17 protein-coding genes are annotated in these 19,900 nt (G+C 55.0%); 5 read left to right on the forward strand and 12 right to left on the reverse strand.

Annotation, left to right across the window (positions count from 1 at the left end; all coding sequences use genetic code 11):
- Positions 1-75: 75 nt before the first annotated feature.
- From ACN0YD_RS11995 to ACN0YD_RS12010, 4 genes are all read right to left on the reverse strand, one after another.
- Positions 76-486, reverse strand: a complete 411-nt coding sequence (locus ACN0YD_RS11995) for a hypothetical protein (protein ID WP_417320069.1) — start codon at positions 484-486, stop codon at positions 76-78.
- Positions 483-914 carry a c-type cytochrome gene (locus tag ACN0YD_RS12000; RefSeq protein WP_417320071.1) on the reverse strand — a complete coding sequence of 144 codons (432 nt, stop codon included), beginning with the start codon at positions 912-914 and terminating at the stop codon, positions 483-485. Before ACN0YD_RS12000 ends, ACN0YD_RS11995 begins: the two co-directional genes overlap by 4 nt.
- Positions 911-2,491, reverse strand: a complete 1,581-nt coding sequence (locus ACN0YD_RS12005) for an FAD-binding protein (RefSeq protein ID WP_417320073.1) — start codon at positions 2,489-2,491, stop codon at positions 911-913. Before ACN0YD_RS12005 ends, ACN0YD_RS12000 begins: the two co-directional genes overlap by 4 nt.
- Positions 2,492-2,635: 144 nt before the next feature.
- Complete coding sequence (locus ACN0YD_RS12010) at positions 2,636-4,909, reverse strand: TonB-dependent receptor (RefSeq protein ID WP_417320075.1); 2,274 nt, start codon at positions 4,907-4,909, stop codon at positions 2,636-2,638.
- Positions 4,910-5,383: 474 nt separating this feature from the next.
- On the opposite strand from ACN0YD_RS12010, the gene ACN0YD_RS12015 reads away from it, so the two are divergent.
- Entirely contained in the window at positions 5,384-6,850 is a 1,467-nt protein-coding gene (locus tag ACN0YD_RS12015) for a carotenoid oxygenase family protein (RefSeq protein ID WP_417320079.1), read from the forward strand.
- Positions 6,847-7,323, forward strand: coding sequence for a DUF3237 domain-containing protein (locus tag ACN0YD_RS12020; protein WP_417320081.1), 477 nt, complete (start codon positions 6,847-6,849; stop codon positions 7,321-7,323). Before ACN0YD_RS12015 ends, ACN0YD_RS12020 begins: the two co-directional genes overlap by 4 nt.
- Positions 7,324-7,453: 130 nt before the next feature.
- On the opposite strand, the gene ACN0YD_RS12025 is transcribed toward ACN0YD_RS12020, so the two are convergent.
- From ACN0YD_RS12025 to ACN0YD_RS12045, 5 genes are all read right to left on the reverse strand, one after another.
- A complete protein-coding gene (locus ACN0YD_RS12025) occupies positions 7,454-8,959 on the reverse strand; it encodes a tannase/feruloyl esterase family alpha/beta hydrolase (protein WP_417320083.1) in 1,506 nt (501 codons plus the stop codon).
- Between the two features lie 42 nt (positions 8,960-9,001).
- Positions 9,002-10,624 (reverse strand): MFS transporter, encoded by a 1,623-nt coding sequence (locus tag ACN0YD_RS12030; RefSeq protein WP_417320084.1) that lies wholly within the window; start codon positions 10,622-10,624, stop codon positions 9,002-9,004.
- 88 nt (positions 10,625-10,712) lie between these two features.
- A complete protein-coding gene (locus ACN0YD_RS12035) occupies positions 10,713-11,768 on the reverse strand; it encodes an amidohydrolase family protein (protein ID WP_417320086.1) in 1,056 nt (351 codons plus the stop codon).
- A 5-nt stretch (positions 11,769-11,773) separates the two neighbouring features.
- Positions 11,774-13,207, reverse strand: a complete 1,434-nt coding sequence (locus ACN0YD_RS12040) for an NAD-dependent succinate-semialdehyde dehydrogenase (protein WP_417320088.1) — start codon at positions 13,205-13,207, stop codon at positions 11,774-11,776.
- Positions 13,204-13,932, reverse strand: a complete 729-nt coding sequence (locus tag ACN0YD_RS12045) for a nuclear transport factor 2 family protein (RefSeq protein ID WP_417320090.1) — start codon at positions 13,930-13,932, stop codon at positions 13,204-13,206. Before ACN0YD_RS12045 ends, ACN0YD_RS12040 begins: the two co-directional genes overlap by 4 nt.
- A 213-nt stretch (positions 13,933-14,145) precedes the next feature.
- On the opposite strand from ACN0YD_RS12045, the gene ACN0YD_RS12050 reads away from it, so the two are divergent.
- The 3 genes from ACN0YD_RS12050 to ACN0YD_RS12060 are packed head-to-tail and all read left to right on the forward strand — an operon-like array spanning position 14,146 to position 17,355.
- Positions 14,146-15,501, forward strand: a complete 1,356-nt coding sequence (locus ACN0YD_RS12050; RefSeq protein WP_417320092.1) for a spinster family MFS transporter — start codon at positions 14,146-14,148, stop codon at positions 15,499-15,501.
- Between the two features lie 28 nt (positions 15,502-15,529).
- On the forward strand, positions 15,530-16,438 hold the full coding sequence (locus ACN0YD_RS12055) for an SDR family oxidoreductase (protein WP_417320094.1): 909 nt from the start codon (positions 15,530-15,532) through the stop codon (positions 16,436-16,438).
- Positions 16,439-16,461: 23 nt separating this feature from the next.
- Complete coding sequence (locus ACN0YD_RS12060) at positions 16,462-17,355, forward strand: SDR family NAD(P)-dependent oxidoreductase (RefSeq protein WP_417320095.1); 894 nt, start codon at positions 16,462-16,464, stop codon at positions 17,353-17,355.
- Between the two features lie 78 nt (positions 17,356-17,433).
- Here ACN0YD_RS12060 and ACN0YD_RS12065 read toward each other — a convergent pair whose 3' ends face one another.
- From ACN0YD_RS12065 to ACN0YD_RS12075, 3 genes are read right to left on the reverse strand one after another with little or no spacing between them, the layout of a single operon-like run.
- Positions 17,434-18,195 carry a glutathione S-transferase family protein gene (locus ACN0YD_RS12065; protein ID WP_417320097.1) on the reverse strand — a complete coding sequence of 254 codons (762 nt, stop codon included), beginning with the start codon at positions 18,193-18,195 and terminating at the stop codon, positions 17,434-17,436.
- A gap of 3 nt (positions 18,196-18,198) precedes the next feature.
- On the reverse strand, positions 18,199-18,993 hold the full coding sequence (locus tag ACN0YD_RS12070; protein WP_417320099.1) for an SDR family NAD(P)-dependent oxidoreductase: 795 nt from the start codon (positions 18,991-18,993) through the stop codon (positions 18,199-18,201).
- A 16-nt stretch (positions 18,994-19,009) separates the two neighbouring features.
- Positions 19,010-19,879, reverse strand: coding sequence for an amidohydrolase family protein (locus ACN0YD_RS12075; RefSeq protein WP_417320100.1), 870 nt, complete (start codon positions 19,877-19,879; stop codon positions 19,010-19,012).
- Between the last annotated feature and the right edge of the window lie 21 nt (positions 19,880-19,900).

The following is a 19,900-nucleotide window of genomic DNA, read 5'->3' on the forward strand; positions in this document are numbered from 1 at the left end:
GAGTACGGGTTCCGTCAACTATGGTGTCAAACTGCAGTGTGACACAATAATCATCTGGGGAAAATAAATTCTCCATTATGTTTTGGCAGAACCTTCCATGCGCCAGAGAAACCCTGTTGATCCGGCCCGGCGTCTATGAGGCAGAGCCTCTTCAGCACTCATCCGGCGCCCGCCTTCCTCGAGGAAACCGCGCACCAGAACAAGATCAGACCAGCGGGTCAGGCCGATCACATCGCCTGGGGTCCTTGCCATCCTGCGGATAGTTCTCCACAACACCGCATCCTCACCGGCAATATCCAGTATCTTCAGACCCTGGCCGGCCATTTCCCGGGCAAACACCCGGGACTGGGGCAGCCGGCTGTCATAGATCGCAAGGGAAGCCTTCCGGCCTGCCGTTGTGGCCAGGCTGCCTGCAGAAGGGCCAAGGGCCATGGCCGCACCGGCCAGACCGGCACCCGCGATCATCTTTCGCCTGGTTATTCTCATTCCGCTTCTCCTTCCAGAAACGCCGCGATCCTCTCCAGTTCCGCATCGGTCACATCAACCCGGGTCTGCGGCGGCATGGCCACCTTGCCGTGACGCACCACATCCTTGACATAGTCAGCTGTCAGGTCGTCCCGGTTGGCTAGCAATCCGCTTTCCGGAGGATACCCTGCCTCCACACGCTGCTTGGTCAGCAGGTTGGTGCCCATACCACCGGGCAGATGACAGGCCCCGCAACGATTGGAGAACAGGACTTCCCCGTCCACCTCAGAGGCCAGACGGTCGCCTTCGGGAAGCTCCGCGCGCATTTGATAAAGAGGCATCTGCATCGCAGGCCCCGGGGCGCTGGCAGCTGTCTGTTCAGACTTTTCCGCGTCATTGCATCCGTTAAGGGCAAGACCTGCGATCATAACAAAAGCGATCCGTTTCATGATCTTACCCCCTTGTCAGCCTGACCTCTGAAAGCAGAGGGCCAAACCCCCTGTTTACCCGGAGCAATAATCCCGTTGGGGTCCAGGGCGTCCTTAACCTTTTCATTCAACCTGCGCAGGGCATGGTTGTTGAAATCAAAGGTATCGGCCACCGGGTCCATCCAGCCCAGGTGGGTGCGATATTCACCATAACCAGACTTTCGGGCATCCTCGATCAGGGCATTGAACATTTTGCGGATGTTCAGGACCTGGGCCTCATCATCCCGGTCATACATCAGCATGTTGATGTTGTTGGCAAAGCGGCCACCGATGGTAAAGCTGGCGTAAAAATCCACATCATGGGCCGCGATGATGGCCCGGCTGCGTTTCAGCTGATGCATCACATGCTTGGAATTGGCCGGCACCACCGGAGAAAATCCCATATGGGCACCGCGTCCCCCGACCCAGTCGCCCATCTGCAGGGCCACGGCGGACGGCACGCCCATGGTGGTATCCATGGCATTGACCGGATCCCCGGTCTGCCACCATTCCTCAAGGAAGTCCGCCTGAATATGTTTCCTGAAGGCTTTCTTGATCACATCCGCCTTGGCCCGGACCACATCCCGCTCTCCATAAAGGCGGAGACTCACCTGCCAGTAGCCAAGCTTGTGTTCCTTCAGAAGTTCCTGTACGCGCCATTCCGGGATAGCCCCCGGCTTGTCCCAGAAATCCCCCCGCTGCCCAAGAAGCACGATCTTGCCGAGCCAACTGGGCACAAAGATCGACTGATCGATCAGGCCGCTGATCTTCAGCGGCGCCAGAGTGTCAATCACCCAGCCGATATCGTCCTCGTTGGGAATATCCAGGGTCATTTGCAGGGAAGTTTCCGGCGCCGGCATCAGCCACATGCCCATGCTTGTGACAATGCCCATGTTGGACTGGGTGAACATCTGATCCCAGCTAGGCCCGTAGCTGAAGGGGAACAGGTGACTTGCCTGGTTATTGCTCATGGCGCCCATCCCGGTGCGAACCAGGTCCCCATCAGGCAGCACCACTTCCATGCCGCAGATATTCCGCGCATGCTGTCCGTACGGGGTATACCCGATACCGTGGTCCAGGGCATTGCCCATGACGGATCCCCAAGCATTGCCTGGAACCGACATCCACAGCGGATAATTGTTGCGTTGAATATGTTCGTAAAGATCAAAGAAGCTGACACCCGGCTCGATCACACAATAGCCGAGATCCGGGTCGACCTTGTGAATTTTCGTCATCCGGCCCAGATCAAGAACAATTGATCCCGGCATGCGCGGTGCCGCCGCGCCATAACCCAGGTTTTTTCCCCGGGAGACCGGCCACAACGGTGTTTTAAATTCATTGGCAATGCGCACGATCGCCTGGATTTCCTCCACTGATGAAGGGGCCACGGCCGCTGAGGCGGGCCATTCCTCCTCCGATCCCGGAGCGTAAATATCAGAATAAACGTCCCTGTCCTGGTCCGTCGCCAGTACCCACTCCTTGCCGACGACCGCTTCAAACTTTTTAAGCGCCGCATCGAAATCAGCCAGGCTAACTCGTGGTGGAAGTGTAAGTTTCATGATCTCTGTCCTGAATAATCAGCGGCCTTCACCCGGAATAAACCCAGTAAGTTGCAGATATGCCAAAGAAGACCAAATGTTGCTGGAAATAAAGAAAGGGTGCACATGGCACCCTTTCACAATATTTTCTAAATCAACAGAACCTTAGAAGTCCTGTTTGACGGTTAGCATCCACTCACGCGGCTTACCCAAAGTATCATAGGAAGTTCCTGTGAACGCATAAAGCGTAGAGAACTGAGCTGTTTTATAATATTCGTCAAACAGATTGGTCACTGCCAGGGAGATGGCCAGGTCCTCATCCGCATTGCGCCATGTCAGACGGGCATTACCCATGACGTAGCTAGGCAGATAGGAGGCAAAACCCAGGGCACGGCCTGCGAAACGCTCATCAACATAGGAGACATCAACCCGTGGTGTCAGGCTGCCGCTTTCTCCAAGGTCCACAACATACTGAGCCCCAAATGTTGCCTGCCATGCGGGCGATGAACTGACCGGGTCATTAAGATCGATGCTGGTCGCCCGTGGGTCAACAGACTTCCACTCGCTCTTGATATAACTGACGGCAGCATTAATGCTCAGGGCTTCTGTTGGCTGGTACTCAAACTCAGCTTCTACACCCCAGAATTTGGCGTCACCACCATTCAGTCGTACACCACAGGGACCGCCGCCATAGGCCGTACAGTCACTGATCGGAATCTGCACATCCGTATAGTCATTGTAGAAGAAAGACAAATTCAGGCGTGCGTTTTCGAAAGGATCAGCCTTGATACCTATTTCGTAAGCAGTCAGTTTTTCCAGATCGAAATCACCTTCTGTAGCCTGAGTAGCCGTAAACGGTCGGGCAGAGACCCCGCCACCTTTAAAGCCGGTTGAAATTGTCGCATAGGCCATGAGGTTATCAGAAAAACGGTAATCTGCAGACAGGCGGTAATCAATATTGTCGCCACTATACTCGGCCGTAAGACCGTCAAGCCCCCCTACAATGGGGTTAAATGAGCCGTCAAAGTTCTTACGAACGAAGGTATAATCCTTGCTTTCTTCTGTATAGCGCACACCAGCTGTAATGGTCAGCTCGTCTGTGACACTTGCAATAACCGTACCGAAGACGGCAAAGCTGTCGGCATTGATCGGATCATTGCCATAGAACTGAAGCGGTCCAAAATAGCGAATATCCTGCTGGGTGAAATATGTTGTCAGCTGGTCTGAATAGAACGCACCGACCGTGAAATCAATCCCATCTGAAATCTGGCCGTTCAGGCGGATTTCCTGACTGAAGAAATCATGTGACATGTCGTTCCAGCCACCGGCGCCAAAAGCCGGATCGGCTGTTTGATCGTCATCCGTGCCCCATTTGGCATTAAATTCACGATATGCTGTAATGGACTGAATCTGCAACTCGTCTGTCAGAGCATAGTCAATATTTGCGGACACACCCCAGCCTTTAAAGCGGCTGCGGGAATCGAGAACGTTTGCTGGTGATGTACCTGTTGCCGGCAGAAAATAAGAGGCATAGCTACAGGTATCGCCACAAATCATATTCGGATTATTTTCACTTACAGAAAGAACCTCACCGGCGGCCGTCCTGTCAACATTTGTGACATCAGCAGTAATCAAAATATTCAGTTTGTCGTCCGGCGCGTAATTCACCATGCCGCGCAGAGCTGAATAGCCCTCGCCACCCAGGGAGTCAAAAGTACAGTTTCCGGCAGCCGACGGCAAAATTGCGGCAATGCCTTCCGGGTTCCCCGGATTGGCGCAACCATAATCGACCCGGTCAACCCAGCCTTTCTGCTCTTTATGCACACCCGACACACGGGCATAGAGACCGTCCGCCAGGGTAAAATCGCCGCTGGCGCGGATATCAATCAGATCACGGCTACCATAAGAAGCGCTCACATAACCTTCATTTTCACCGCTTGGGCGTTTTGAAACCAGCTTGATGGCACCACCGATAGAGTTACGACCGGTCAGGGTACCTTGTGGACCGCGAAGAATTTCAACACGCTCCAGATCCAGAAGATCCATAACGGAACCGGTCAGGATCGGATAATAGACATCATCCACATAAATACCAACACCAGGCTCGTAAGCGGGGTTAAAGTCAAACTGACCCACACCACGGATTTCACCGCCAAGGGACGGACCATAAGCCGCACCAGCTTGAGTCAAGGTTACGTTCGGCGCCTGAAGGGCAACGTCAACGATGTTTGTCTGGCTGCGCGCTTCCAGCATATCGCCGGAAACGGCTGTAATAGCAATCGGCGTATCCTGGAGATTCTGTTCACGGAACTGAGCCGTAACCACAATTTCCTCCAGCGTCATCAGGCCTTCTTCTTCCTGCGCCACTGCAGGAGAAAATGTTCCCGCTGTCATCAGCGCGGCAAGCGAAACCATGCCGATGCGATTACTTTTACTCATTTTAGGTGATGTTGGTGTCATAGAAATACCTCCCATACATGACTAAGACATCTTGTCATAAGATTGTCTCCCTAAGATTGCTTCCCAAATTTTTTACTACCGATGCCTTTTATGGCACCTAACGTTTGTATAACATACTAACAAATTTCTGCAAGGATGCTATACATAGTTTGTATTCATTTTCTGTTTTTCAGAGATTTTTTCCGAGTGGTGTGGCATCAATGCATCATTAATTGTATACATTTTATACATTCCACCCTTTTTCTGACAATTTCCTTTCCCGTCAGAAACTTACCTCAAAAAAACAGAAATACCTAACGCAAGGTCGGAAATATGCTCCAATATTACCCTTGAATTTTCCGGCCGAATTAAGTATCAATCTGAATATAGTTTGTTACACATACAATTATCAACACAAAAGATTGTAATAAACGATTTCAGGGAGTTTTCATCAGGCAACGGGAGGCGCCAAAAATGACCCATTTTCCAGACACGATGAGCTTCACAGGCTTTAACACCCCTTCACGCATAGAGGCCGATATTGTCGATCTTGATATAGACGGCGAAGTCCCGGCAGAAATGAACGGCGCCTTTTACCGGGTGCAGCCGGACCCGCAATTCCCGCCGAAACTGGGCGACGATATTTCTTTTAACGGCGACGGTATGATCACCCAGTTCCGCATCAAGGACGGCAAGGTAAACTTTCGCCAGCGCTGGGCCAAAACAGACAAATGGAAACTGGAAAAAGAAGCCGGCAAGGCCCTGTTCGGTGCCTATCGTAATCCGCTGACCGACGACGAAAGTGTTGAGGGCAAAATCCGCGGCACGGCCAATACCAACGCCTTTGTCCATGGCGGCAGGCTGTATGGGATGAAGGAGGATTCCCCGGCCCTTGTGATGGATCCGGTGACCCTGGAAACCGTCGGCTATACGGATTTCGACGGCAAAATGACCGGTGAGACCTTCACGGCGCATCCCAAAATCGACCCAAAAACCGGCAACATGTGCGCCTTCGGTTATGCCTCCAAAGGGGTACTTACGCTGGACATGACCTATTACGAGATCTCTCCGGACAACAAACTTCTCTATGAGATCTGGTTCGAAAACCCCTATTACGCCATGATGCATGATTTTGCAGTGACCGAGGATTATGCCATTTTCCACGTGGTCCCCAGCACAAGCAACTGGGAACGGCTTGAAAAGGGACTGCCTCACTTCGGTTTCGATACGACCATGCCGGTATATCTGGGCGTCCTGCCCCGCAGGCCCGATGCCACAGCAGAAGATATCCGCTGGTTCAAGGCACCCAATCTGTTTGCCAGTCATGTGATGAATGCTTTTCAGGAAGGCTCAAAAATTCATTTCGACACCCCTGAAGCAAAGAACAATATGTTCCCCTTCTTCCCGGACATTCACGGCGCCCCCTTCAATCCGCAGGAAGCGGCCAGTTTCCTGACCCGCTGGACGGTGGATCTGGCCTCCAACTCCGAGGAATTTGAAAGCCGTACACGCCTCACAGACATGATGGGCGAATTCCCGCGCATTGATGACCGGATGACGGGGTTGAAATACCGCTACGGCTGGCTGCTGGTCATCGACCCGTCCCAGCCGGTCGAACTGAAAGGCGGCAGCGCCGGCGGTTATGTGATGAATACCCTGGGCCTGGTCGACCATGAAACCGGCAAGGAACAGAAATGGTGGTGCGGCCCCACCTCAAGCCTGCAGGAGCCCTGCTTCGTTCCCCGCTCCAAGGATGCCCCGGAAGGGGACGGCTGGATCGTCCAGATCTGCAACCGGCTTGAAGAGCACCGCAGCGACCTGCTGATCTTCGATGCCCTGGACATTGAAAAAGGCCCCGTCGCCACGGCCAAAATACCGGTGCGCCTGCGTTTCGGCCTGCACGGCAACTGGGCCGATGCAGACGTTATTGGGGACGAATGATGATCCCGGAGGGCGCCAATAAGCCAGGCCTGGAATTCGTTTACGAAGCAGTCGCCAATCTTGGCCAGCCCATCGAGATTGGCAAGACCGACGATGGGACCCGCCGTATTATTCCGATATTTTCCGGCCCTGCTATGGGGCCGAAAATCCGGGGCGAGCTCCTGGGAAATGCCGCTGACTGGCAACTTACCCGCAATGATGGGGTGACAGTGGTGGACGCCCTGTATGCCCTGAAAACCGATGATGGCGTCGTGATCCAGATCCGTAATCGCGGGCTACGTCACGGCCCGGCCGAGGTAATGCAGCGACTTGCCGCAGGCGAGGACGTGGATCCGGCGGAATATTACTTCCGCACCACACCCGAATTTATCGCGCCCAGCGGTAAATATGACTGGCTCAACAAGTCGGTTTTTGTCTGCTCCGGCGCCCGCTATGCCAGTACCATCAAACTGTGGGTCTGGCGAGTCACTTAATGTAATCCGGAGGCGGGATAGTAACGTACAAAGACCGATAAACAATCCCAAACAAACCTCCCCCAAAAAATCAAGCCCGCTTTCCATACGGATAGCGGGCTTTTTCTACGATTGATCCGTGCTACTTCGGTCACCGGCACTCAAAGTTTTTTGCCATGTCTGGATCACCGCCGCCGTTATAATGAGCAACCTCCGGATAGACACACAGCGGACGGGTTCTGATAGCTCTGTCCTTCCCGGCACCTGTTGCAATCATCGTTTCAGGGGCAGCCCCCTTTTCGACCCAGTCGACAATCGCCTTTACCGTATCAAGACGGTTCGGGCCCGGTCCTCCTGCACAATGATCCATTCCCGGCACCATGAAAAGACGATAGAAATTGCCCACATCCCCCATTTTCTTCTGCACATCCTGCAGGTAGGCAATGCTGTTGTAGGGTGACAGCAGGGGATCGGTCCAGCCGTGATAAACAATCAGCTTGCCGCCCCGGGCCCGGAAGGCGGACAAATCGGTTTCCCAGGCCGAAAGGCTTGAGCCCAGCTTCTTCTCCAACTCCGGAATATCCCGGTCAGGATCAAAGGTTTCCGGTGTCCAGTCCCGCTCGTCTGCCGTCACAATTTCCGTCAGGGCAAGCTGGGCCTCGGCCGTGGGAATGACCAGGAACGGCGAGGCGCCATAAGCATTGCCGGGGTAAAGAGGCATGCCCTTCTTCGTGGACTCCGGACCATACAACACCTGTGCATGAACTGCCTGCATTCTGGTGAGACACCCTTCCTTCTGGCCATCCTTGCAGACCAGTTCCATCGGATCGAAGCTACAGCTTCTGGGATGGCTTATAATACCATCGCGCACCCCGTCCAGCGGGTCACATTTGGCGTAAGCGCCGCTGACCAGTAACTTGACGGCCGCTTCATCAAGAAGGCGATCGGGATTTTCCCGTTCCAGCGCATCAACCCAGAAGCCCCGGGTTTGAAGACGAATAAAATTATTCGCCGGCGCCCCGGCGACAATTCCATCATAGTCTTCCGGATATTTCTGGGCCTCGGTCAGTCCCTGCCAGCCGCCGGAAGAACATCCCGTGAAATAGGACTTTTTCGGTCCCCTGCCATAATATGCGGCAATGATTTTCTTGGCCGTCACCGCCAGAAGATGATGTCCGCGATGTCCGAAGTTCTCCACCCGGTCCGGATGGCCGGCAATCCAGCTGGCATCAAAAAAATCCTCAGGAGTCACATGTCCAGTATCTGTGGAAGCGGTGGCAAAACCACCCAGAACGGCGCCATTCATAGCGGGATAATTTATCGCACCAGTCAATCCGCCATTACCAACAGCCTGAAAACGCTCGTTCCAGTTTGCCGGCAGCCAGACCTCAAACCCGATTTCTTTCTCTATGAAGCCGGCGACCCGGCAAAAGGCCGCCTCGGTACCCGGGTTGGGACCCGCCATGACGTTGAAAACAGAAGGCGGGTATGCCCATTCCCCTCCGCCAGACACCTGTTCTGTGGCAGTAATCCGTACGTCCTTCAGCGAAAGAGCGGACAGTGACGAACAGCCTTGTTCAGATGCCAGAACCGGATAGGAAAGCAGGACGTAAAGTCCTGCCAACACTACGATAAGAAACCCGACTTGTTTTCGCATATCACCCTCCCCTTTTAATGCGACGTTGCAGTGCTACGGTCTCTAGACCTTTTCTCCCACGGCACGTGCCCGGTCCAGAAGCGTGCTTTCATCCTTCGGCAGCCGTCTGATCAGAAATGCCGTCAGAGCAATCAGGAAAGGCGAAATCCAGTACAGGTTCAGAATCGCCGCAGCCAGGTCGCCGCCGTTTATGTCACTCATCAGACCGATCACATAAGGACCGAGGCCAAGCCCGAAGATGGTCATGGTCAGGATATAATAGCTCATCACTGTCCCGCGCATGCGCGGGAGCACCAGGTCCATCAGCGTGGCATAAAACGGTGGCAGCCACATGGTCAGGATCAGGCCATAGCAGGCAAAACTCAGATAAAACATCCCGACAGATGTGGTGTTAAAGGTGATAATCGCCAGAGGCAGGGAAACCGCCAGGCTGGCAAAGGTCACATAAAGACGCCCGCTTTTAAACCGGTTATTGGCCCAGTCCGAAACTGGCCCTGCGATCAAGGGTCCGATCATACCGATAGCGGCGATCATGGGACCGAACATAATCCCGACCTCGGCGGGTTTCTGTCCAAACGCCTGGATCAGATGAGTGGCCGTCCAGGCCATCACGCCGTAATTGATGATGGTCTGCAGGGCAACAATGATGATTACCATGATCATGGACGGGGTTTTTACAATCAGCTCGAATGACGGTTTGTCCCGAAGTTTCAGGGACTGCATCCAGCACAGGATGACGTAGGATCCGAACCCGATCACCATCCATTGCAATTCATTGCCGCCGAACTCAAAACCACCAACGGCCAGAGCCACCGGATTTGTCTCCCTCATGCCGTTGGTCCAGTGAACCATGCCCAGGGAGATCAAAACGATAACCGCCAGTCCGCCGATATTGACAAGCCAGTCCCGGCCACGCGCCCTGAGGCGGGCCATGGTGGCCCAGACAAGGCCCGGCAGGATGGAAGCCAGTGTCAGCCAGCTTTCCCGGAACGGATGCGGGTCATCATGGTGATCAATCCCGTCCGCCAGTCCCCGGCGCGGTTCCTGCATGCGCAGCATCAGGTAACCGAGGATAAACCCGGGCAGGGAAGCAACCAGAAAGGCCACCTGCCAGCCCTTGAAGCCGAGCGGCTCACTGCCCGGCGGGAAAGCGCCGTCCCAGGCATCGGCCACCGCCCCGCCGACGGCAAGGGCCGCACCAAGGCCGAAGGCAATTGAAGCAGCAATGATCGCCGTGATTGTGCCCCGTTGTTTTTTCGGGAACATATCCGTAGCAATGGACATGCCGGCAGGCTGCACACTCGCCTCACCAACCCCGACACCAAGCCGGGAAATGGCCAGCAGCCCAAAGCCGTTGGCAAGTCCGCCAAGCGCGGTCATGACCGACCAGCCGATGATGGAAAACCCGAGCAACTTTGTCCTGATCCAGCCATCGGCAAGACGCCCAAGGGGAAGTGAAAAGACCGCATAGAACAGGGCAAAGACCGTGCCGTAAAGCAACCCCATCTCGGCATCGCCGATATTCAGGTCCGCCTTGATTCGCGGCATCAGAATGGCGAGTATCTGCCTGTCCACCATGGACATGGCCTGGCAAAGACCGATCAGTGTCAGGGCATACCATGCCGCCTTGCCGCCAAGCTTGTGTGTAGAGACATCCTCTTTCATAATCTTCCTCTCAGACATACACCGCGAGAGCGAGAACAATGCCCCGCATTTACAGTGGGAGGCAAGTAAACTTAACGCGAAAGGTATTTTATTTCAGACCAAACACATGCTCCGCATTGGTCTGCATCAGCTTCTTTTTGACCTCGTCGGATATATCCAGAAGATCATGGGTCCGCACTTCGTCCGCCACATATTCATAAGGATAATCCATGGCATACATGACCCGGTCTTCACCAAGAACGCCCTGGGCAAACTTGATAGCCGGTTCCCAGGCCATGCCGCTGGTGGTGACATAGACGTTGGACTGCATATATTCGGCGATGCTCTTCTTCAACGGCTTCATGCGTTCATAGCGCTTGGCGCGCACGCCGGCCTGATGCATGTAATCCAGCCGGTAAAGCCAGTAGGGCAACGCCTCTCCCATATGACCGACAATGATGTTGAGTTCAGGATAGCGGTCAAAAATACCGATGGTGATCAGACGCAGAAGATGCATGCCTGTCTCCACTCCGAAACCGAAAATCGCCCCATCAAGGCCCGCTTCCAGCATCGGACCGATCATGCTGTCCGGCGGCGTCTGCGGATGGATATAGAGCGGCTGGCCGGTCTCCGCCAGGGCCCGGAAGATGGGATCATATTTGGGATCGTCCAGATATTCGCCCTGGGTATGGCTGTTGACCATAACTCCCCTGAACCCAAGCTCTGCTCCACGACGAATTTCCGCCGCGCTCCACTCCGGGTCCTGCGGGGCAATGCTGGTCATGCCGACAAAGCGGGTCGGATGGGCCTCGCAACGTTCGGCCAGGTAATCATTGGCCCGGGCGACCATGCCCTTGGCCTCTTGCGCATCCAGCAACGGCTGCACCCCCGGCGAGGTCAGGGACAGGATCGCCACATCAATGCCGGTGGCATCCATATCGGCCAGACGCTGTTTGTCCAGATCCAGCAACCGTTCAATGATCAGCATGGCCCGTTCGGATGGTGACTGGGCGTAAAACCCCCAGAGCGACACCATGCCCTTGTCGGCGGTACCATCCCGCACCATCCTGAGATAGGCGTCAATCTGTTCGCGGGTGGCAAAGGCTTCTTCGGTGGCAATGCGCAGATAGCCGCGATCGCCGCCGGTTTTCAGTTCATGTGTCATGACTGTTATCCTTCGTGAACTGTTTTTGTAACAAGGCAGGCGTCGAGTCCTTCAGGACCGTCTTCATGGCCGTGTCCTGACCATTTGACACCACCGAAGGGCGTATCCGCCCCGGCGATCATCACCGAATTGAGACCCAGCATACCTGTCTCCACTTCTTCCGCGAGTCGTCTCTGACGCGCGCCGTCCCGGGTCCAGGCATAGGCCGCCAGGCCATAGGGCAGACGATTGGCTTCTGCAATCGCGTCCTCTTCGGTCTTGAAGGGATTGATCAGGGCAACAGGTCCGAAAGGCTCCTCGTTCATGATTCTTGTGGTGAGCGGAATATCGGACAGGACGGTCGGGGCATAAAAATAGCCCTGGTTTCCGATTCGCTTGCCGCCGGTCTGGAGTTTCGCGCCTGCGTCCACCGCATCGCCGACCAACTGCTCCATCGCCTCGGGACGGCGGGGATTGGCCATCGGACCCATCTGGATTCCTTCCTCCAGGCCGTTGCCCACCTTGACGGCCTCTGCCCTTTCGGTAAACCCTTTGACAAAACGGTCATAGATATCTTCCTGCACGATAAAGCGGGTGGAGGAAACACAGACCTGCCCGGCATTACGAAACTTGTGCGCCGCCATGACGTCAAGAGCATGATCCACATCCGCATCCTTGAACACCAGGACCGGACCGTGGCCGCCAAGCTCCATGGTCGTCCGCTTCATGTCTTCCGCCGCCAGTTTGGCCAGTTGCTTGCCAACCACTGTCGAGCCGGTGAAGGACAATTTGCGAATGATGGGTGAGGCCAGCAGATGGCGGGAGACCTCGTCAGGCACCCCGAAGACCGCCTGGGCCACCTCTTTCGGCAGCCCCGCATCCAGCAGAGATTGCAGAATACCAAGCGCGGACGCCGGTGTTTCCTCTGCCGCCTTCATAATCACCGAACAGCCGGCGGCAATAGGTGCGCCAAGCTTGCGGGCCGGATTGCCGAGCGGGAAGTTCCAGGGCGCGAAGGCCGCCACCGGGCCCACCGGCACCTTGGTGACCATGGACCGTTGTCCGCCTTCAGGCCGGGTCAGGATACGGCCGTAGATGCGCTGACATTCCCCGGCGTAAAAATCAAACAAGCCGGCCGCAATCATCACCTCAATACGGGCCTCACCAAAGGGTTTCCCCTCTTCCATGGTGGCCGCGCGTCCCAGATCGTCAGCTCGTTCCCTGAGCAACCGCGCCGCGCCCTGCAGTACCGCAGCCCGTTCCTGGGGGGAGGATTTTTTCCACAACCTGAACCCCTTGTCCGCCGCAGTGAGGGCCCGGTCCAGGTCCTTTTCATCCGCCAGCGGCAGTTCGCCCAGAACCTCTTCCGTTGCCGGGTTGACCACCTTGTGCGTGCGCCGTCCGCCGCCGGAGACGCGTTCACCGTCGATGATCATATGCAGTGAGGGGTAGCTGCTCATTTCCCGGCCTTTTCGCGATCAATATCACCCTGCCAGCGTTCCGGCACGATGGGCTCGCCGGTAACCGGATGCAGGTTATGGAACGGTACCACCTTGTGAGTCGGCCAGAGGAAAATTTCATCCCGGGGAATCAGTTCATCCGGTCCGGCCGGATCAGCGGGATAGGTTTCGCTCAGGAATGGCACATAAACCGGTTTGGTATTCGCCCAGCCGGTTTCGAAGTCGGCATGCCACAGCGGATTGTAGTTGAGGACATGGATTCGCCAGACTCCATCCACCTTTTTGTATACATTTTCGTAGATTCCGCCTTCCCACCACTGACGGGGGTCACCGTAATCCTTGTGCTGTCCGGCCTGCATCATGGAGCGGAATCGTCCCAGTGCCGTAACGCCGTCCTCCTGGATATCGACGATATCCTGGATCTGCGGATGATCAAGCAGGAATCCGTCTACCGGACCGTTGTTGCCATGGGTAAACCTGGTCTGGAACCGGTCGACATAGAGACGCCGGGCACCAGCCTTGCCCTTGAAAATACCGCCATGGAATCGCACCTGGCAATCCTCGGTAAATAGGTCTACAGTCTCATTATACAGACATTTATCAATGAGATAGCCATAGAGATGCTGCAACTTGCGAACGGCCTGTTCGTCCTCCCGGATGGTCAGGCGTTGTGCTAATTCGGCTACTTGCTCTTCAAGATCCTTAATTCGATCAGATTCAGACATGATGCGCTCCTTTATATTATTTATATACCTGCTCCCTAGTCCACAGGCCTTCAGTCCTTAAAAGACTTATAGCAAAAAAAATTAGTATGCAATACTAACTGATATGTTATAAGAGATATTGTATGCAATACTAACTGATGTAAAATAATACGCATACATAAAATAGAGATATAGGGACTGAATTTTAGGAACAATGGGAGGTCAAAGAAACCAATGGATACTCGAACCCTGCATCCGGTGAACGTAGAGCCGGACTGGCCAAGTGCGCGTCGTGGCTGGTATGCCGTATTTATTCTCACGCTTTCGCTTCTGGTTAATTTCCTTGACCGGGGCATTATTGCCCTGCTGGTTCCCTATATCAAAGCGGACCTCGACCTTAGCGACACCCAGCTCAGCCTGATCATGGGATTCGCCTTTGTCATGTTCTATATGTTCGCCGGTCTGCCCATTGCCCGCTTTGCGGATCACGGCAACCGGAAGAAACTGATTGCGGTCGGCATGGCCCTGTGGGGCGGGGCGACGGCGCTCTGCGGATTCGCAAAAAGTTTCGGCACCTTGTTCGCCTTCCGTGTTGGAGTAGGTGTGGGTGAGGCCTGCACGGGTCCGGCCAGTTTTTCCCTGCTCGGCGACTATTTCCCGCCACATAAACTGCCCAGGGCTCTGGCTTTCCTGAATTTCGGTTTCATGCTCGGCACCGGCCTCGCCATTCTGATCGGCGGTACCCTGGTCGGGATTCTGGCAGACCTTCCGCCTGTTGTACTGCCCGTTTTCGGTGAACTGGCCGTGTGGCAACTGGCCTTTATCCTGGTCGGCATCCCCGGGCTTATCGTCTCCCTGCTGATGCTCACTGTGAAGGAACCGGTGCGCCGCATCCAGGGCACCCCCCCTGCCATCAGCGAAGTCGTGGCCTTTGTCGTTGAAAAACGCTGGCTTTATGTTCCCCTTGTTGTCGGCATTGCCCTCAACACCATCGTTGCCGTCGGACACGGCATGTGGGGCCCGGCCTTTTTCATGCGTACCTATAACTGGTCAGTGGAAACCGTCGGCCTGGTATCAGGCCTTACCTTTCTGATTATCATGCCCATCGGCGCCACAATCGGCAGCATGCTGGCCGAACGCTGGACAAGACAAGGTCACGCCGATGCCAATATGCGGGTGGTAATGATCGCCCTGGTTACCAGTCTGCCGTTCATGATTGCGGCGCCGCTGATGCCCTATGGCTGGATGTCCGCCACATTGAATGGCATTGGCATGTTTTTTACCGCACTGCTGTTCGGCCCCCAGAATGCGGCCATCCAGCTGACCATTCCGAATCGCATGCGCGGCCAGATCTCGGCTTTGGTGCTGTTCGGGCTTAATGTGATTGGATACGGCCTTGGGCCGACCGTTCTGGCCGTCATTACCAACTATGTATTCCAGGACGAAATGCAGATCGGTTATGCCATGGCCACAAGCTATGCTGTCATCAGCCCGATCGCCCTTTTTGTCCTCTGGCTCAGCATCAAGCAATATAGAGCAACCGTCATGGAACTCCACGGCGACCAGTTAAAACCACAACCAGCTGAATAAATTATCGAATAGACTCAGGAGAATTTGAATGCAGAATCTTTCAGGTAAAACCGCCTTTATTACCGGCGGCGCCAGCGGCATTGGCCTCGGCATTGCCATGGCCCTGCTTAACCGCGGCATGAATCTGGTGATTGCCGACATCCGCGACGATCACCTCAAGGATGCCGCAAATGAACTGGGCCAGCCAGATAAAGTGCTGACCCTCAAGTTGAATGTGATGGACCGCGATGCTTTCGCAGCAGCGGCGGATGCCGCCGAGGAACGCTTCGGCAAGATCCATATGCTGGTCAACAATGCCGGTGTGGCCGTGATAGGTCCCGTGGAAATGGCCAGCTATGATGACTGGGACTGGACCATGGGCGTCAATCTGCAAGGCACCATCAATGGCGTTGTGACGATCCTGCCGCGCATATTGTCCCATGGCGAAGGCGGCCATATCGTCAATACAGCCTCCATGTCCGGCTTCCTGCCCCATCCGGGCACAGTCATTTACACCACGTCCAAGGCCGCCGTCATCGGCATGGCCGAAGCCATGCGTGCAGAACTGGAAGACCGTGGCGTGATCGTTTCCGCCTTCTGTCCGGGACCGGTTCAGTCTAATATCGCCGAAGCCGGCAAGACGCGCCCCGACGAACTGGCCGACACCGGTTATGCGGAAAGCGACAAGCGCCGTCAGCAGGGTGGCAACTTCTTCCATCTCTATAAAACCAAGGAAGAAATCGGCGAGCGTGTGGCACAGGGAATCGAGAATGACGAGCTTTATATCCTGACCCACAGCGAATTCGCCAAGGGTGTCGAAGCACGGACCAGCGCCATGCGCGCTGCCGTACCGGATCACCTGCCGGAAAACGAAGAACTGAAGAAGACTTTTGCGCCGCTGTTTTATAACCAGGCTCATGCAGATGAGCTGGAGCGGCAGAAAAAATTAAAGAAATAAACGGAAATACTGGAGAGAGTAAAATGAAAGACTTCGCAGGACGTGTTGCCTTTATCACCGGCGGCGCCAACGGCATCGGCCTTGGCCTTGCCCGGGCCCTTCTGGCAGAAGGCTGCAAGGTTGCCATTGCCGATATCCGCCAGGACAGCATCGACGAGGCCCTGAAAACCCTCGACAATCACAATGTCATCGGCGTGAAGCTTGATGTGGCCTCCCGTGAGGAATTCGCCAAGGCCGCAGACGAAGTAGAAGAAAAGCTCGGGCCTGTGACCCTGCTGTTCAACAATGCCGGCATCAACCTGTTCCAGACCATTGATGAAAGCAGCTATGACGACTGGGACTGGGTGCTTGGTGTAAATCTTAATGGCGTGATCAACGGCGTTCAGACCTTTGTTCCCCGCATGAAGGAGCGCGGGCTTGGTGGACATGTCGTCAATACGGCCTCCATGGCGGCCTTCCTGTGCGGCCCGGCGCCGGGCATTTACAACACCGCCAAATTTGCCGTACGCGGCCTGTCCGAATCTCTGCGTTACAGTCTGGCCCCCCAGGGTATCGGCGTTTCCCTGCTGTGCCCAGGCCTGGTCAAAAGCTATATTCATGCCAGTGATTCCGTTCGTCCCGCAAGCCTTTCCAAAGATGGCAAGCCGATGGAGGAAGAATTCCGCAAGCAGCTTGTCGAGGTGCATAAACTCGGCATGGAGCCGGACGAAGTGGCCTCCAAGGTACTGGACGGCATCCGGGCCAACCGTTTCTATATTTTCTCCCATCCCGAATTCAAAGACGAGCTTCGGGAGCTGTTTGATGAAATCCTTGAAGAATTCGTCGAAGGCGAGGAAATTCCCCCGCACCGGGCCGAGGTCGAGAAAGGACGCCGGGCAAAATACAAGGAAGCCCGCATGGCGGCCCGGGGCGAATAGCCCCTTCCCTTCCTGACTAAATAAAAAAGCCGGGCGATGGTTATTCCATCGCCCGGCTTTTATGTAACTACAGTCCTGTTATTTCGCGTGACCGGTCCAGGTCCTGAGCGCCGGGTTGGTATGATCAGGCATTTCCAGCGCTTTCTTCACACCAGGGCGGGCCGTCATGCGATCACGCCATTCCACCAGCTTCGGTGTCCGTTTGGCAATTTCCATTTCCGGGAACATGCGCTCCACCATCATGCCGCAATGGCAATAGAAATTGATATCGGCCAGGGTAAACATATCGCCGGCCAGCCATTCAGACTTGCCCAGTTGTTCTTCAACCTTGTCCACAGCCGCCTCGATTTTCGCTGTCGCTTCCGCCAGCTGTTCATCGCTGAAACCGGCCCGGGCGGTTTTCCATTTTTTCCTCTGGTCTGCCAGGGGAATATTCTCCATCATTTTTTCAAACTCACCGGATTCAATCCCGCGGGCAATCACACCCACCATGCGGTGCCAGCCGTGCATGGAAACGTGGTTCATGACATGTTCGTCGACGAACTTGTTCCAGTAGCGCATGCGGGCCTTGCCGACAGGATCCAGCGGGCGCAGGGGAATTTCCGGAAAAACATCTTCCAGATATTCGTTAATTACCGTCGTATGGGTAATGATATGGCCGTTATGATCCAGAACAGGAACCTGTCCTTCCGGATTGATCTTGATGAACCAGTCCTGGTGCTGTTCAAACTTGTGCAGATCCACATAAACGCTTTCAAACGGCAGATCCTTTTCCATAAGTGGAATCATGGATTTCAGCGAGTTTGCCGCCGGTTCCGCATGATAATATTTCAGAGCCATGCTCTATCCTCCAGTTGATATTGTTCCCAGAATGCCGCCATCCACTGCCCAGGCCTGTCCGTTTACATAACGGGCAGCGTCGGACAACAGAAAGGCCGCCACATTCCCTAATTCCTCTGACGTACCTACACGTCCCTGCGGGGACATGCGGCCTATTATTTTTAATGCTTCTTCCCGGTTCCCGGGCGAAATCTGATCCACAAGTGTGTCCAGCATTTCCGATTCAATTACCCCCGGCAGAATACAGTTCACCCGGACATTGTGACGAGCCACCTCGGCAGCAACGGAGCGCACAACCCCGAGCACCGCATGCTTTGAGGCGTTATACCCCACCGTATCCGGGAAACCCCGTTCACTGGCCAGCGAACCGGTGGCCAGGATGGCGCCGTCCTGTCTTTCGATCATGGACGGCATCAGCCTTTTTATGGCCCAGAAAAGGCTTTTCAGATTCAGGGTCATAATCTCGTCGAAGGCCTCGTCGGAATACTCGGTGATGGGTGCCCTGAGGCCGCCCGAACCCGCATTGGCGAACAGGCCGTCTACGGGGCCGAATTTTTCTTCCGCCGCATCAATTGAGGCGATGACCTGATCCCGCACGGACATGTCGGCGGCATAATAGCCGGCTGTACCACCCTGTTTGCCGATTTGTTCCGCAGCTTCCGCCAGCCTGTCTTCCCTGCGGGCCACAAGCATGACTTTCGCCCCCAGTCCGGCCATCACCTTTGCCGAGGCAAGGCCGATGCCGCTTGAGGCGCCAGTGACAATGATATGTTTACCGTTGAGGGAAAAGTCGTTCATTTCAGTCCCGGACCCCCTATTTCAGACCCAGAACCCTGGCTGCATTTTCCTTGAGGATCAGCGGCATGACTTCATCCTTGAAGCCAACCTCCTTCGCCGCTTTGATCCAGGCCTGCGGCGTGATCAGCGGGAAGTCGGAACCGAACATCATTTTATGCTTCAACTGGCTGTTGGCATACTGGATAACCTGTTTGGGGAAATATTTCGGCGACCAGCCGGACAGGTCGATAAAGACATTGCCCTTGTGCAGGGCCATGGACAGGCTTTCATCGGTCCAGGGCCAGCTCGGGTGCGCCAGGATGAATTTCATATCGGGGAAATCGGCCGCGGCGTCATCAACAAGGATTGGCTGGCCATATTTCAGCTTTACGCCGCCGCCGCCCGGCATCCCTGTGCCCATGCCGGAATGTCCCGTATGGAACACAGCAGGCAATTTATATTCCGCGATCACTTCATAAAGCGGATAGGCCATCCGGTCGGAAGGATGGAAATCCTGCATCGGCGGATGGAACTTGAACCCCTTGACGCCATATTCCTCGATCAGCATGCGGGCTTCCCGCGCGCCATATTTACCCTTGTGGGGATCAATGGAGGCAAAGGGGATCATGATATCTGAGTTGTCACGGGCGAATTCGGCAATTTCCTCGTTACGGATGCGTTTCGCGCCAAAGGCGGATTCAATATCCACCGTAAACATGACAAAGGCCACATTCTGTTCCCGGTAGAGCTCGATGGTCTCGGGAATGGTGGGCCTTTTCCGATCAGCCTTGAAATATTTGGTGGTGGCGTCAAGAAACTTGCCCATCACCGGATCTTCGGGATCACAGCAAGACACTTCCGCGTGCACATGAACATCAATGGCAATGTATTTATCAAGGTCGATCATAAGGTATCTCTATTTTGGGTA

This window comes from Emcibacter sp. (assembly GCF_048269205.1).
In the GTDB taxonomy this organism is placed as follows: Bacteria; Pseudomonadota; Alphaproteobacteria; order Sphingomonadales; family Emcibacteraceae; genus Emcibacter.